Here is a 13,881-nt window from a genome sequence, read left to right as displayed (position 1 = left end):
CTCAGTCCTTTGAGAGCATGGTCTCGAGCAGATCGACGCGCTTGATGCGAATGCCCGCCCCTTCGATCGCGATGATGCGCTTGGCCTGAAACCGCTTCAGCATCATCGTCACCCATTGCCGGGTCGAGCCGACCATAGCGGCAATCTGGTCATGCGTGATCTTGCGGTTGATCAGCACGGTCTCGCCATCCGGCACGCCATGCAGCTCGGCGAGGTTCAGCAGGTGCTGCGCCAGCCGCTCGATCACCGAGCGCGTGCCCAGCATCTGCGCCATCGACGAGTAGCATTTGCCCTTGGCGACCAGCCCGTCGATCAAGGCGAGCGCGAAGTTCGGCATCTCGGCGAGCAGCCTCTCGAGGCTCGCGCCCGGCAATGCCGTGATCTCGCACGGCTCCATGGCGATGCCCGACCACATGTGGACGCCGCCGCCGGAAATCTCCGGACCGCCGATGAAGTGCCCGGGTGTCCAATAGGCCAGCGTGACCTCGCGTCCCGACGGCGCCGTGTAGTAGACGCGCACCTGGCCGCGCCTGATGATGAAGATGCCGTCATGGGCGTCGCCCTGGCTGAAGACGGCGCTACCCTGCGGCACCATCATGGTGCGACCGGCCTCCACGATGCGTGTCCTCTCGTCGCTTGACAGGCGGTCGAGGAAATGAGCGCCGACATTGAGGCCGGTGACGCCTTCGCTCAGAAACAAGGCCGAGTCGCTCGATCCCGATTTGGCGGATGGGCGCCGTTCCACCGGCGGACGCTTGCTCCGCGCATCGGCGACCGGCACGCGTGCAATCGGATCGGACAGACGCAGTCCGCGGTTGGTGTCCACCGTCTCGGGCCCCTTCAAGTTTCGTTGCGCACGATTGTCAGCTGCAGACTATGTACGCCCGGCAGACGATGTCCACGCCTTTGCGGATCTGATGATGCACTTGGAACGTTCGTGCATGAATGGCCGGCCGATAAGAATGATTCATGTGCAGTGGGCGGTCTGGTCAGAACGATTTGGCGACTGCCCATCAGTGCGAACTCTCCGAGCTCTGCGCCAGCGACGCACGTGGCAACTAATTGCTTCAGCGCGTTTCACCCAAACTGAATAGTCGGCTTGTCTCGAAGCGGGCGGGGAGGGATGCCGCTCGCCATTTTGGCAAGGGCCGACGCATGACCATTCACCGATATGCCGCAATCTGTGCCGCCGTGATGGCTGTGAGCCTCGGCAGCGCGAAGGCCGAGACGATCCGCGTCGCGATCGGCACGCAGGACACCACCATTAATTGCGCAACCGGTGGCCTGCTAATCCGGGAGTTGAAGCTCCTCGACAAATACCTGCCGCATGACGGCAAGTACAAGGACGCCACCTATGACATCCAGTGGCGCAACTTCACCTCGGGCGCGCCCCTGACCAACGAGATGGTGGCCGGCAAGCTCGATTTCGGCGCGATGGCCGATTTCCCGGGATCGCTGAACGGCGTGGCGTTCCAGAAGGCGGGACGCCGCAGCCTGTTCATCTCGGTGCTGTCGGGCAGCACCAAGGGCAGCGGCAACGGCATCGTCGTGCCCGCAGGCTCGGCGGCGCGCTCGCTCGACGATCTCAAGGGCAAGACGATCTCGGTGCCTTTTGCCTCCACGGCCCATGGCATGCTGCTGCGCGCGATCGAGGCCAAGGGCTGGAATCCGGACAGCGACGTCAGCATCATCACCCAGGCGCCGGAGGTCGCAGGTCCCGCGCTGCAGGCGAACAAGGTCGATGCCCACGCCGACTTCGTGCCGTTTGCCGAGCTGTTCCCCTGGCGCGGCTTTGCGCGCAAGATCTTCGACGGCTCGCAGGCGAGCACGCCCACCTTTCACGGCGCGCTGGTCGATGCGGACTATGCCGACAAATACCCGGAAGTCGTGACGGCCTATCTGCGCACCAGCCTCGAAGCTGACCGGCTGATCGCCGCCGAGCCGGAGCGCTATAGCGAGCTGATTTCGAAGGTGACGGGGATCGAAGCCGAGGTCGTCTATCTGTTCCACGGGCCGCTCGGCTTGCAGACCCGCGATGCCACCTGGAAGCCGGAGTTCCAGCAGGCCGTCGCGACCTCGATCAAGACGCTCAAATATCTCAAGCGCGCCGACAGCGATCTCGACATCGACAAGTTCGTCACTGACAAGTTCATCCGCGCAGCGCTGACCCAGGCCGGACGCGACTATGATGCGGAAAAGGCGAACTACGCGCAGCTGCCGCTCAAGGCCAAGGATGCTGCGTCCGGAGCTGACATCACCGACGTCAGCCGTGTCGCCCAGATCTGGCTGAAGGACGAGCCGCAGGTCCGTCACTATGCCTCGCCGGAAGCCGCGCTAAAGGCGCTGGCGGCACTGGAGAAAGAAGGCAAGACCGCGCGCGTCGTCTATGCGCAGGATCGCGAGACCGGCATCAAGCTGTTCGCGAGCCAGGCGTGGTTCGTGCGGGCGCCCTCGGGCGAATTGAGCGCGTTCCTGCTTAAGGACGGCGCGGAGCAGTGGGCCAAGGCGAAGGGCGGCACAGTGCTGGATTTCGCGGCGGCGCGCGAGTCGCTCGTCGCCAGCCGGTAGAGCGCCGCGGTGGCGTTGGCGAACAAGCCGCGGCCTGCGGTGCGTTGGGCGATCCGCGCCGGCTCGATCGCGGCGTGCGTCGTCCTCTGGCAGGTGGCCTCAATGATGCGTCTGAACCTCGGTGCAGTTACGTTTCGCAACGTGCCGCCGCCGACCGAGGTCGTCGAGGCCGCATTCGTGCTGTTGAGGTCGCCGAAGCTCGCGGCGCATCTCGGCAGCAGCCTGCTGCGGGTATTGGCCGGCTATGGCGCGGCCGCGCTGGTCGGGATTGCCTTGGGCATCGCGATCGGGCGCTCGCGCGCAGCCTCCGACCTGCTGCTGCCGCCGCTGGAGCTGCTGCGGCCGATCCCGGCGGTCGCCTGGATTCCGCTCTCGATCCTGATCTTCACCTCGTCCGAGATGTCGATGATCTTCATCACCTTCATCGGCGCGCTGTTCCCGATCATCCTCAACACCGTGCATGGCGTCGCCAATGTCGACCGCCGGCTGATCGCTTCGGCCCGCAGCCTCGGCGGCAACAGGCTCGCCATCCTCCAGGAGATCGTGCTGCCGGGCGCAGCGCCCGCGATCGTCACGGGGCTGGCGATCGGGATGGGCACGTCCTGGTTCTGCCTCGTGACGGCGGAGATGATCTCCGGCCAGTTCGGAATTGGATACTACACATGGGAAGCCTACACCCTGCAGAACTACGCGGACATCATCGTCGGCATGCTGGTGATCGGCGTGATGGGGATGGGCTCGAGCTGGCTGCTGACCACGCTGGGGCGCGTGCTGATGCCGTGGCACCGGCCACAGGCGGCGCGGTGAGCGGAGCGCCCGCGAGCGGCCACGTCAGGGTCCGCGATGTCTCGATCACGCTGGGGGATGACGACAAGGCGTTCCAGGCGGTGGCTGATCTGTCCTTCGAGGTCGCGCCCGGCGAGTTGCTGTGCCTGCTCGGTCCCTCAGGCTGCGGCAAGTCCACGGTGCTCGGCGCGCTGGCGGGCCACCTGGACGTCGCGGCAGGGACGATCACGCTCGACGGGGAGCCGGTGGCCGGGCCGAGTCCGGACCGCGGCCTGGTGTTCCAGCAGCACACGCTGTTTCCGTGGAAGAGGGTCCGCCACAACGTGGCCTTTGGCCCGAAGATGCGGCGGATCGCCCGGCGCGAGCGCCTGAAGGCCGCCGACGACCTGCTCGCGCTCGTCGGGCTGTCGGGCTTCGAGGACTTCTACCCCACGCAATTGTCGGGCGGGATGCAGCAGCGGGTCGAGATCGCCCGCGTGCTGATCAATCATCCGCGCGTGCTCCTGATGGACGAGCCGTTCAGCGCGCTGGATGCGTTGACGCGCGCCCGGATGCAGCAGGTGCTGCTGGACATCTGGACCCGCATCCCCACCACGACCGTGTTCGTGACCCATGATATCGACGAGGCGCTGTTTCTGGCCGATCGCATCATCGTCATGAGCCAGCGTCCCGGCCGCGTCATCGACGATATCAGGCTGCCCTTTGCGCGGCCGCGGCATGCCGATCTCGTCACCGAGCCGGACTTCGTCCGGCTCAAGCGCCACGTCATGGGACTGCTGCGGCACGGCGACGCCTGAGCATCACGGCTCTCGCGCCCTCCGGCTCAGCGGTCGAGCCACGCGTCGGAGAGGTCGCCCGCGGTCAGATCGACGCTGTTGTAGATGTCTGTCACCCGGGTGTTGGAGACAATCACTGTCCGCAGCGCCACCAGCGGCAGAGCGGGCAGGTCCTCGCTCGCGATTTTCTGAAACGCGCGGAACTGCTGGGCGCGCTTGCCCTCGTCGGCCTCGGTGCTGGCCTGGCGGAAGAGATCGTCGACGGCCGGATTATTGTAGTGCGCGGCATTGACATAGGGCAGGGGATTCGTGATCCCGTCCGACCAATAGATCCGCTGCACGCCGACTGTCGGGTCGAACAACAGGCCGAGCCCGTTGATGTTGATATCGAACTGATGCTCGTAATAGACGCGCTTGATGAAGGTTGCGAGATCGCCTTCCAGCACAGTGACGCGGATGCCGACCTGGCCCAGCGCCGAACGCAGATAGTCCGCCGTGGTTTTGAAGGCAGGGCCGGGAATGAAGGTCAGCCGCACGGAAAAGCGCGTGCCGTCGCGCCCGCGGGTGACCCCGGCCTCGTCGAGCAGGCGGTTGGCCTTGGCGACGTCGGTGGGAAAGTCGAACAGCGATGAATCGTGATAGGCCGGGAAGATTTCGGGGATCGGCGAGCGGATCTGGTCGGCTTGGCCGTAATAGATCGACTCGCGGATGAAGTTGCGGTCGATGGCATGCGCGATGGCGTGGCGAACCGGTTTCTTGGCGAGCTCCGGGTGCTCGAGATTGAACTCCAGCACGGACGCGTTGTTGAGATAGCCGTCGCGCTGTGAGGAGATCTGCAGCGTCTTGATCGCGCCCAGGCGCTCGAGATCGGAGTACGACACGTTGGTGCTGATATCGGCTTCGCCGGTTTCCAACGCCGTCGATGCTGCCGCGGGATCACCGATGAATTTGATGACGATGCCGTCGAGATAGGGCCGCTCGGTGCGCCAATAGGATGGGTTGCGCTTGAGTCGGACATAGGCACCGCGCTTCCATTCCTCGAAGATGAAGGGACCGGTGCCGATCGGCGTGTTGTTGTTGGGGCTGGCGGCGAGGTCATCCGACGGATAGGCGTGCTTGGGGACGATCGGCGATTCCGCCGCGGTCAGAGCCTTCAGGAAGTAGGGCGTCGGCTTCGCCAGCTTGACGATGGCCGTGAGCGGGTCCGGCGTCTCGATCTCGGCGATATTGGCGAAGCTGATGCGGCCGCGCGGACCGGCCTTCTTCAGCGCCAGCAGCGAGAACTTGACGTCCTCGGAGGTGAAGCTGGCGCCGTCGTGCCATCTCACGTTCGGCCGCAGCTTGAAGGCATATTGCAGTCCGTCCGGTGAGACCTGCCATTCGGTCGCGAGCAGCGGCTTCGGATTGAACTGCGCATCGAATGTCAGCAGGCCTTCGGTGACCTTGGTGCTGATGTTGCGCGTCAGCGTGTTGGTGTCGAGCAGGGGGACGAGCGTCCGCGGCTCGCCTTGCGTGGCGATGGTCAGGATGCCGCCGCGCCTGGTCTCCGCGAAGGCGCGTCCTGCAAAAAGCTGGGATGCGGCGAGGGCGACCGATGCGGTCAGAACCTCGCGGCGGCTGACGCGCGGCATGAAACGGTCGGAGAACGGCATGGGCGGCTTCGCTCGAGAGAGTGAGTTGGCGCGGTCGAACGCGGAACGCGAATCGTCAGAGTACCGGCCCGTCCGCTCGAAGCAACGGATGGATCTTTCGTTGTTTGTCCCCAACCGAGAATGCTTGGTCGCGACAGGTCGAATGGCGGATAGCTCTCTTCCTCGACGCGGACGCGCGGGTCGTCTTGAGGAAGCGCACTTGGCAAGAAGTCACGTTCGAACTGTATCGTCGCGCGACATCTCAGCGTCGAGATCTTTCGCAAGCCGGCGTGTCCGACAAATGAGTGTCACGCGTTGCGCCGAACAACGCTGGTTTCGTTTCATTGACTTGCGCCGGCACGATCGTACGATTCAAGCCTCACAATCATAGATAATCGTTCGAGACGTGACCGAGCGTCCTTAGAGAGCTTCCGTGGAGGCGACATGAACCAGATCGTACGAGCGCCCGTGGCTGCATCCGATGCGAGCAGCAGGCCGATCCTCTCCGACGACATTCTCAAGCAGTTCGCCGCGCGCGCGCCGGAATACGACCGCGAGAACAGCTTCTTTCACGAGGATCTCGCGGACCTGCGCGCGGCCGGCTATCTGCGGCTTGCGATCCCGAAGGAGTTCGGCGGGCTCGGCTATTCCGTCGCGGACATCGTCAGGGAGCAGGCGCGGCTGGCCTACCATGCGCCGTCGACGGCGCTGGCCATCAATATGCATCTCTATTGGACGGGAGCGGCCGCCTATCTGTGGGAGCAGGGTGACCACACGCTGGACTGGCTCTCGCGCGAGGCGGGCGCCGGCAAGATCTTTGCGGCGGGGCATGGCGAGATCGGCAATGATCTCGGCCTCGCCAACTCGTCCGTGACAGCCGAGCCGCTCGGCGATGGCAGCTATCGCTTCACGGGCCGCAAGATCTTCACGTCGCTGTCGCCGGTGTGGGATTGGCTCGGCCTGCATGGCCTCGACAATTCGGATCCGGCCCAGCCGAAGATCGTGCACGCCTTCATCCGCCGGCAGGATGGTGGCCACCGCACGGAGCTGACCTGGGACACGATCGGGGTGCGCGCGACGCGCAGCGACGACACCATTCTCGACGGCGCAGTGGCCCACGCTCCTTACGTCGCGCGGGTGCTGCCGGCGGGGCCGCCGGATGATCCCTTCATCGGCGGCATTCTCTCGACCGCGATTCCTGGAATTGCCGCTGTCTATTACGGCATTGCCAAGCGCGCCTTCGATCTCGCGATCGGCAGCGCGCAGCGGCGGGTGTCCGCATCGCTCGGCGGCAAGACCTATGCGCATCATCCCTATACGCAGCGCGATGTCGCGCAGGCGGCGATCGAGCTCGACAGCATCTGGGCCCTGCTTGATCGCACCGCGCGCGACTGGGCGAACGGCGTCGATCATGGCGAGCTGTGGCCGGCGAAGATCTTCACGGCCAAGCAGCACGCGGTGGATGGCGCGCGGCGCGTGGTCGATCTCGCCACCAAGATCGCCGGCGCATCGTCACTGTACAAGCGCAACGAGCTGGAGCGGCTCTATCGCGACGTCCGTTCGGGGCCGTTCCATCCGCCGACCAGCGATGTCGCCTACGATCTGATCGGACGCAGCTATCTCGGCGTTCTCAATGCCGCGAAGTAGCCTGCACGATTCCTGGGCACATCTGCGCGTGGCACGGCATCAGCGGGGCGAAACATCGATGCCATGAAAACGGATGACCCCGGCAAAGCTTGCTACCTCAGGCGGAGCGGCGGTGCTTTTGTTGTTTTTGTCTCCAGCGGCTTGCCGCCGCCGGAACCTGGATTACGATCTCATGACGATATCCCCCGAGAGCATGAGCGCTGACGTGACGAGCACCGCTGAGATCATCGATCTGGACGCCTATCGCGCGCGGCGGCAGCGTGGCACGGCGGCGAGCGCCGCGCCGGACAGCGCCGGCCAAATGGTGCTGCCGATGTGGCCGTGGTGGGTCTGGGCCTTCGTCTGGGTCCCGGTGCCGGTCGGGTCGACCGGGCCGGCGTGGCAGCAGGGATGAGCGAGCAGGTCGAGCGGTCGCCGGAGAACGGTGCGTCGCTCTCGTCCGAGGGTTCGTCGCTGGATCCGCAGGCCGACCTTCCGATCGTGCTCGGACGCAATCTGCGCCGCCTGCGAACGCGGCGCGGTCATTCGTTGGAGCGGTTGGCACGGCAGTCCGGCGTCAGCCGGGCGATGCTCGGGCAGATCGAAACCGGCAAGAGCGTACCGACCATCAGCGTGCTCTGGAAGATTGCCAATGCGCTCGACGTTCCCTTCGCCCAGTTGCTCGAAGGCGAGGTGTCGCGCGGCCCCTGCATCCTGCGCGGCTCCGACGCAAAGCGTCTGACCTCGAATGACGGCCGGTTCACCTCGCGGGCGCTGTTTCCGTTCGAGGGCAGCCGCACCGTCGAGTTCTACGAACTGCGCATCGCCCCGCTGCACCGGGAGACTGCGGAGGCGCATGCGCCGGGAACGCGGGAGAATTTGTTCGTGGCAAAAGGGGTGGTCGAGATCGCCGTCGGCAGCGACAAGCCGGTGACGCTCGCCGAAGGTGACGCGGCGCTGTTCGAGGCCGACGTTCCGCATGTCTACCGCAACCTGGTGACATCTGAGGCGGTACTCTATCTCGTCATGACCTACGCCGAGCGCGTCTCCTGAGATAACCCAGGAGACGCTGTGTCGCGGGCGATCATGTCGGGATCGATCGAGCGGCAGGCGACAGGCCGGCACCGCCGCTCGCGCCGATCAGGCGGCCTTCATCGGCATGCACATCATCATCATGCCGCCGCAGCACATCATCATCGGCATGCCCATCTGCATCATCGACATCATCGATTCGCAGCACTTCATGAACATGTCCTTCATGGCGGCGTCCATCGGCATCATCTCGCAGGTCATGCCATCAGGTGTCATCGTGCATTTCATCTGGCAGGCCATCATCGGCATGGGCATCGGCATCATCGGCATGCCGGGCATCATGTTCCCCATCGGCATCATGCCGCCGGACATCGGCATCATGCCGGACATCATCGGGTTCATCATTCCGCCCATCATCGCGGGCATCGGCATCATCTGCATTGCGGCGTTCATCGGAAGTCTCCACTGACTGAGAACGATCGTGCTGTCGTTCTGCTGATCCAGAGACTAATCGCGCTGCAGGTGCCGGCAAGAATAGATGAATACCGCCTTTCGCTTTCCTCCGACAAAGCGACGGCCTCGCGCAGCGCAGCATCGGGTTTGGCCGTGATATCAGAAGTTCGTCTGTTATAGCGGACGCACTCAACGACAGAGACGATGTTGCTGTTCGTCTCCACTATCAGCCCCGCGTCATTGCGAGCGAAGCGAAGCAATCCAGGATCCCGCCCTCCGGCCCTGGATTGCTTCGCTACGCTCGCAATGACGGAGGAGGGGCTGCGTCGCACCTCACGCAGGCGAGCGCCGGCGCGACTGCCAGCCCCGCGAGACGCAGGCGAGCGCCGTCTCAACTATCAGCCCCGCGTCATTGCGAGCGCAGCGAAGCAATCCAGGATCCCGCCCACCGCCCCTGGATTGCTTCGCTACGCTCGCAATGACGGAGGAGAGGCCGCGTCGCACCTCACGCGGGCGAGCGCCGGCGCGACTGCCAGCCCCGCGAGACGCAGGCGAGCGCCGTCTCAACTATCAGCCCCGCGTCATTGCGAGCGCAGCGAAGCAATCCAGAGTCCCGCCCGCCGCCCTGGATTGCTTCGCTACGCTCGCGATGACGAAGGAAAGGGCGCGTCGCCCCTCACAAGCGAGCGCCGTCTCGCCTCGAGCGGTTCAAGCATCTTCAAACAAAAATTCTCCATCCTCCCGGCAACCGAGCACGCGCCTGCTCGCAATCGCCGAACTGTGGAATTGCCTGGACTGACCAGCTGAACGACGATGTCGCATCACTGTTTCATCCATTGACTCGTTCGGAGCTTGCTCATGGTTGCCATCAGGCCGCGCGCGGAGCGGCGCAACGATCCCGCCGGCGTGACGTTCGAGGCCGATGTGCTGGTGCTGGGCGGCGGCCCCGCCGGCACCTGGGCCGCGATCAGCGCCGCCGAGCGCGGCGCGCGCGTCGTGCTCGCCGACAAGGGTTTCTGCGGCACATCGGGCGCGACGGCGCCGTCGGGCACCGGCGTCTGGTATGTCGACCCGGCGCCGGCGCAGCGCGAGGCGGCGATGGCGAGCCGCGAGGCGGCGGGCGGCTATCTGCAGAGCCGGCGCTGGATGGCGCGCGTGCTCGACGAGACCTATGCGCAGAGCAACCGCCTGTCGGACTGGGGCTATCCCTATCCGCCCGGCGACGACGGCCAGCCCCGGCGCACCTCGCTGCAGGGGCCGGAATACATGCGGCTGATGCGCAAGCGGACCAAATCGGCCGGTGTCACCATCCTCGATCACAGCCCGGCGCTGGAGCTCGTGGTCGACGACAGCGGCGCGGTGGCCGGCGCCAGCGGCGTGCGCCGCCAGCACGAGGACAGCTGGACGGTGCGCGCGGGCGCCGTCGTCATAGCCACCGGCGGCTGCGCGTTCCTGAGCAAGACGCTCGGCTCCAACGGCCTCACCGGCGACGGCTATCTGATGGCGGCGGAGGCCGGCGCCGAATTCAGCGGCATGGAGTTCTCCAACGCCTATGCGATCTCGGCCGCTTTCGGCTCGGTCACCAAGACGCTGTTCTTCGGCTGGGCCACCTTCACCTATGAGGATGGCAGCGTCGTTCCCGGCGCGGCGTCGAAGGGCGGCCGCAAGGCGATCGCGCGTGCGCTCCTGCAGGGCCCGGTCTATGCGCAGCTCGACAAGGCGGACGAGCAGGTGCGCGCGACGATGCGCGCCTCGCAGCCGAACTTCTTCCTGCCTTATGACCGCACCGGCATCGATCCGTTCACGGATCGCTTCCCGATCACCCTGCGGCTGGAGGGCACGATCCGCGGCACCGGCGGCCTGCGCATCACAGACGACAGCTGCGCCACCACGGTGCCCGGCCTCTACGCGGCCGGCGATGCCGCGACGCGCGAGCTGATCTGCGGCGGCTTCACCGGCGGCGGCAGCCACAACGCCGCCTGGGCGATCTCCTCCGGCAGTTTTGCGGGCCGCGGCGCGGCCGACTACGCGCTCCACACCAGGCGGTCGCCTCAGACATCGGTGCGGCGCGCTGGCACGGCCGGCCTGCAGGCGGCGCCGCAGCGCGCGCTCGATCCGGCGCGGCTCGCCCGCGCCGTGCAGGACGAAGCGTATCCGTACGAGATCAACTATTTCCGCACCGCCGACCGGCTGACCGCCTCGCTCGGCCGCCTCGACCGCCTGTGGCGCGAGGTGAGCGAAGCCGACGCCGCGGCCTGGCCGGATCTGATCCGAACCCGCGAAGGCGCGGCGATGCTCGCCACCGCGCGCTGGATGTATCGCAGCGCGCTGGCGCGCACCGAGAGCCGCGGCATGCATTGGCGCGAGGATCATCCGCAAGCGGATTCGCGGCAGCGTCACTACGTCACCACGGGCGGCCTCGACGAGGTCTGGACCGCGCCACGCCCACACGACGAGGGCGCGCTGGTGGAGGCCGCGGAATGATCGAGATCATCGATCCCGAGCGCTGCACCGGCTGCAACATCTGCGTCACGGCCTGTCCGACCAACGTCTTCGACAAGACGGAAGGCCTTCCCGTGATCGCCCGCCAGGCCGATTGCCAGACCTGCTTCCTGTGCGAGCTCTATTGCCCCGAGGATGCGCTGTTCGTCTCGCCCTTCGCCGACCAGCTCGAAGGCGTTGACCTCATCGCCGCCCGCCAGAGCGGCCTGCTCGGCAGCTACCGCCGCGCGGTGGGGTGGACTGATGAGACGGAGCATCTGCGCGACGCTGATCGCAGCTTCCGGCTGTTCGGGCAGTGAGGGAATGAGGCAGGCCGGCCGCCCGGAGTGCAACCGCTGCCCGTGATTGCGCGCTCTTGCCTTGTGGGAGAGGGCTACGCTGGCATCAGCGTCAGTCTCGGTCCGGTGAGGGGTTGTCTCCACAGCAACGCTTCCGGTGTGCAGAGAGACCGTTCACCCGGCTTCGATGCGACGCATCGAAGCCACCATCTCCCACAAGGCAGGGCTATCGCATATGGAGTTCTGAGCTTTCGCGACGAACGATCCTGCAACTGAGTTACACCGTCATGCCCGGGCTTGTCCCGGGCATCCACGTCGTTCTCAGTATGCCGTGCGACGTGGATGGCCGGGACAAGCCCGGCCATGACGACGCGGAGAGACACGAGTCCAATGCTGCGATCGTCATATGCGATAGCCCTGCCCACAAAGGGAGAGGGTGCAGTCAACCAGGGCCATCGCTGGCGGCTGCCAGAAGCGGCACGACGAGATCGCTGATCGGCGTCGGGACGCCGTGGGACCGGCCATAGCGCTGCACGACGCCGTTGCGGATGTCCCATTCGAGCGGCTGTCCCGCCTGCCGGTCGGCGAGGATGGATGTGCCCATGTCAGCCGGGAGCGCATGAAACTTGTCGACGATCTCCTGCGGCACCTCGTCGCCCAGCACCGCGCCCTCCGCCCGGGCGACCGCAAGACATTCCCGCAGATAGGCGAGCGCCAAGCCGGTGATGTCGTCGCGGGAGAACATGCCGGCACGACGCCCCGCCAGAACCATCAAGCCCGCCACCGCATTTTGCAAAAGCTTGCGCCACGCAACCGAGGTGAAATCCGCGGCGACATCGACCGAACACCGCGTCCCCTGCAACGCCGCCAGCACCACATCGGTCGCCGGCGTGTCCGGCACGGTGAGGCGCGGCGTTGCGCGCAGCCAGACCGAGGCGTCCGGCTCGCGCTGCGCGGGGAACCACACCACCGAGGGCAGCACCGGGCTGCCGGGCACATGCGGCGCGATCAGGTCTTTCTGCTCGACGCCGTTCTGCAGCACGCAGACGACCGTCTGCGCGTGACACAAAGCCGAAAGCCACGGCGCCGCCGTCGCGATCTGTGTCGACTTCACCGCGACGAAGACCAGATCGAACGGCGTTGTGATCTCGGTCGGATCCGTCCGCACGGGGCCGGGGACGACGACCTCACCGCCGTCGAAACGCAGCGTCAGGTGGCTGTGCGGCGAGCGACCGCAAATCGCAGGCGTCCGCCCAGCCTCATGCAGCGCCGCCGCGATGGTCGTGCCGATGGCCCCCGGACCGATGAGCGCGATGGCGGGTTTTTCGGATCTGATCATGATTGTTCTGTCCAGACTGTCATTGGTGGCTGCGGCGGCTGCGGGGTGGGGCCGCAGCGTCAGCGCAAGCGGCAGGATCAGCAGGATCAGGGCGGCGGTCGTCACCGCCTTCCAAGCACGATCGTTACCACGTCGATCATCAGCATGTCGAAGTCATTGTCACGACAGCTGCGTGTGTGATGGAAGACCTGCGCAGTCTGGATATGCGGACCCGATGACCTTCCCGTGATCGCCCGCTAGGCCGACTGCCAGACCTGCTTCCTGTGCCAGCTCTATTACCCCCGAGGACGCGCTGTTCGTCTCGCCCTTCGCCGACGAGCTCGAAGGCGTCGACCTCATCGCCGCCCGCCAGAGCGGCCTGCTCGGCAGCTACCGCCGCGACGTCGCTTCGACGGAGCATTTGCGCGAGGCGGATCGCAGTTTCCGACTGTTTGGGCAGTGAGGGGAGGAGACGGGCTGGCTGGTGTCCGGTTCTTGCGACTGAGCCACATCCACCGTTACTCCGGGGCAAGGGTGCAGGCCTGAAACCGGAATAATTGCAACACTTGCGCTCTGATCTGACAAGCCCGCCGCGAACGACTACAACAGTCGCGTTCAGTCGATCATGTGGCAAAAAATCTAAGAACGCATAAGGGGCCGTAGCCAATGTTGTTGAGTGGCTTTTGTGGGAAAGTGCTCCTTTAGTTGGCGATGATGCCACTCAAAACTAAATACGTAGTGGCTCCAAATAGTGCGTAAAATAGAGACAGGCCCCACTCCCAAAGAAGAACTTCGGCATGTTCCTTGCCGGTCCTTTTCGCAAGTTGCTTTATGTTTCTGTAGACGACAAGTGGTCAGCGTATACAGCTTCTGAGTGACCGGTAGAAAAAGTAGGCATTCGCCTTCAAGCC

At 65.4% G+C, this 13,881-nt stretch carries 12 protein-coding genes; 9 read left to right on the top strand and 3 right to left on the bottom strand.

Annotation, left to right across the window (positions count from 1 at the left end; translation table 11 throughout):
- Window position 1: 1 nt before the first annotated feature.
- Window positions 2–826, bottom strand: a complete 825-nt coding sequence (locus ACQR1L_RS04985) for a Crp/Fnr family transcriptional regulator (RefSeq protein WP_434856819.1) — start codon at window positions 824–826, stop codon at window positions 2–4.
- Between the two features lie 329 nt (window positions 827–1,155).
- On the opposite strand from ACQR1L_RS04985, the gene ACQR1L_RS04980 reads away from it, so the two are divergent.
- The 3 genes from ACQR1L_RS04980 to ACQR1L_RS04970 are packed head-to-tail and all read left to right on the top strand — an operon-like array spanning window position 1,156 to window position 4,151.
- Window positions 1,156–2,568, top strand: a complete 1,413-nt coding sequence (locus ACQR1L_RS04980; RefSeq protein WP_434856818.1) for an ABC transporter substrate-binding protein — start codon at window positions 1,156–1,158, stop codon at window positions 2,566–2,568.
- A 15-nt stretch (window positions 2,569–2,583) separates the two neighbouring features.
- Window positions 2,584–3,375 (top strand): ABC transporter permease, encoded by a 792-nt coding sequence (locus ACQR1L_RS04975; RefSeq protein ID WP_434857241.1) that lies wholly within the window; start codon window positions 2,584–2,586, stop codon window positions 3,373–3,375.
- Window positions 3,372–4,151: an ABC transporter ATP-binding protein gene (locus tag ACQR1L_RS04970; RefSeq protein WP_434856817.1), complete on the top strand. Its 780-nt coding sequence runs from the start codon at window positions 3,372–3,374 to the stop codon at window positions 4,149–4,151. Before ACQR1L_RS04975 ends, ACQR1L_RS04970 begins: the two co-directional genes overlap by 4 nt.
- Before the next feature lie 26 nt (window positions 4,152–4,177).
- Here the strand turns inward: ACQR1L_RS04970 and ACQR1L_RS04965 are convergent, their stop codons facing one another.
- Window positions 4,178–5,782, bottom strand: coding sequence for an ABC transporter substrate-binding protein (locus ACQR1L_RS04965; RefSeq protein ID WP_434856816.1), 1,605 nt, complete (start codon window positions 5,780–5,782; stop codon window positions 4,178–4,180).
- A gap of 423 nt (window positions 5,783–6,205) precedes the next feature.
- On the opposite strand from ACQR1L_RS04965, the gene ACQR1L_RS04960 reads away from it, so the two are divergent.
- The 6 genes from ACQR1L_RS04960 (at window position 6,206) to ACQR1L_RS04935 (ending at window position 11,673) form a co-directional block, all read left to right on the top strand.
- Window positions 6,206–7,408, top strand: coding sequence for an acyl-CoA dehydrogenase family protein (locus tag ACQR1L_RS04960; RefSeq protein ID WP_434856815.1), 1,203 nt, complete (start codon window positions 6,206–6,208; stop codon window positions 7,406–7,408).
- A gap of 205 nt (window positions 7,409–7,613) precedes the next feature.
- Window positions 7,614–7,802, top strand: a complete 189-nt coding sequence (locus tag ACQR1L_RS04955) for a hypothetical protein (RefSeq protein WP_434856814.1) — start codon at window positions 7,614–7,616, stop codon at window positions 7,800–7,802.
- Entirely contained in the window at window positions 7,799–8,440 is a 642-nt protein-coding gene (locus tag ACQR1L_RS04950) for a helix-turn-helix domain-containing protein (protein WP_434856813.1), read from the top strand. Before ACQR1L_RS04955 ends, ACQR1L_RS04950 begins: the two co-directional genes overlap by 4 nt.
- 106 nt (window positions 8,441–8,546) lie before the next feature.
- Window positions 8,547–8,888 (top strand): hypothetical protein, encoded by a 342-nt coding sequence (locus ACQR1L_RS04945; RefSeq protein WP_434856812.1) that lies wholly within the window; start codon window positions 8,547–8,549, stop codon window positions 8,886–8,888.
- Window positions 8,889–9,730: 842 nt separating this feature from the next.
- Window positions 9,731–11,356 (top strand): FAD-dependent oxidoreductase, encoded by a 1,626-nt coding sequence (locus tag ACQR1L_RS04940; RefSeq protein WP_434856811.1) that lies wholly within the window; start codon window positions 9,731–9,733, stop codon window positions 11,354–11,356.
- Window positions 11,353–11,673 carry a 4Fe-4S binding protein gene (locus tag ACQR1L_RS04935; protein WP_434856810.1) on the top strand — a complete coding sequence of 107 codons (321 nt, stop codon included), beginning with the start codon at window positions 11,353–11,355 and terminating at the stop codon, window positions 11,671–11,673. The genes ACQR1L_RS04940 and ACQR1L_RS04935 overlap by 4 nt, the downstream gene beginning before the upstream one ends.
- 421 nt (window positions 11,674–12,094) lie before the next feature.
- On the opposite strand, the gene ACQR1L_RS04930 is transcribed toward ACQR1L_RS04935, so the two are convergent.
- On the bottom strand, window positions 12,095–12,991 hold the full coding sequence (locus ACQR1L_RS04930) for an oxidoreductase (protein ID WP_434856809.1): 897 nt from the start codon (window positions 12,989–12,991) through the stop codon (window positions 12,095–12,097).
- Between the last annotated feature and the right edge of the window lie 890 nt (window positions 12,992–13,881).

The organism is Bradyrhizobium sp. HKCCYLR20261, assembly GCF_051168435.1.
GTDB lineage: Bacteria > Pseudomonadota > Alphaproteobacteria > Rhizobiales > Xanthobacteraceae > Bradyrhizobium.
The sequence above is the reverse complement of the archived record's forward strand: the minus strand, read 5'-3'. Positions and strand labels throughout refer to the sequence as shown.

What these genes read in the sequence shown, in the direction of transcription:
- ACQR1L_RS04980 (WP_434856818.1), top strand. Translation starts at nt 1,156, where the DNA reads ATGACCATTCACCGATATGCCGCAATCTGTGCCGCCGTGATGGCTGTG.
- ACQR1L_RS04965 (WP_434856816.1), bottom strand. Translation starts at nt 5,782, where the DNA reads ATGCCGTTCTCCGACCGTTTCATGCCGCGCGTCAGCCGCCGCGAGGTT.
- ACQR1L_RS04960 (WP_434856815.1), top strand. Translation starts at nt 6,206, where the DNA reads ATGAACCAGATCGTACGAGCGCCCGTGGCTGCATCCGATGCGAGCAGC.
- ACQR1L_RS04950 (WP_434856813.1), top strand. Translation starts at nt 7,799, where the DNA reads ATGAGCGAGCAGGTCGAGCGGTCGCCGGAGAACGGTGCGTCGCTCTCG.
- ACQR1L_RS04945 (WP_434856812.1), top strand. Translation starts at nt 8,547, where the DNA reads ATGCACATCATCATCATGCCGCCGCAGCACATCATCATCGGCATGCCC.
- ACQR1L_RS04940 (WP_434856811.1), top strand. Translation starts at nt 9,731, where the DNA reads ATGGTTGCCATCAGGCCGCGCGCGGAGCGGCGCAACGATCCCGCCGGC.
- ACQR1L_RS04935 (WP_434856810.1), top strand. Translation starts at nt 11,353, where the DNA reads ATGATCGAGATCATCGATCCCGAGCGCTGCACCGGCTGCAACATCTGC.
- ACQR1L_RS04930 (WP_434856809.1), bottom strand. Translation starts at nt 12,991, where the DNA reads ATGATCAGATCCGAAAAACCCGCCATCGCGCTCATCGGTCCGGGGGCC.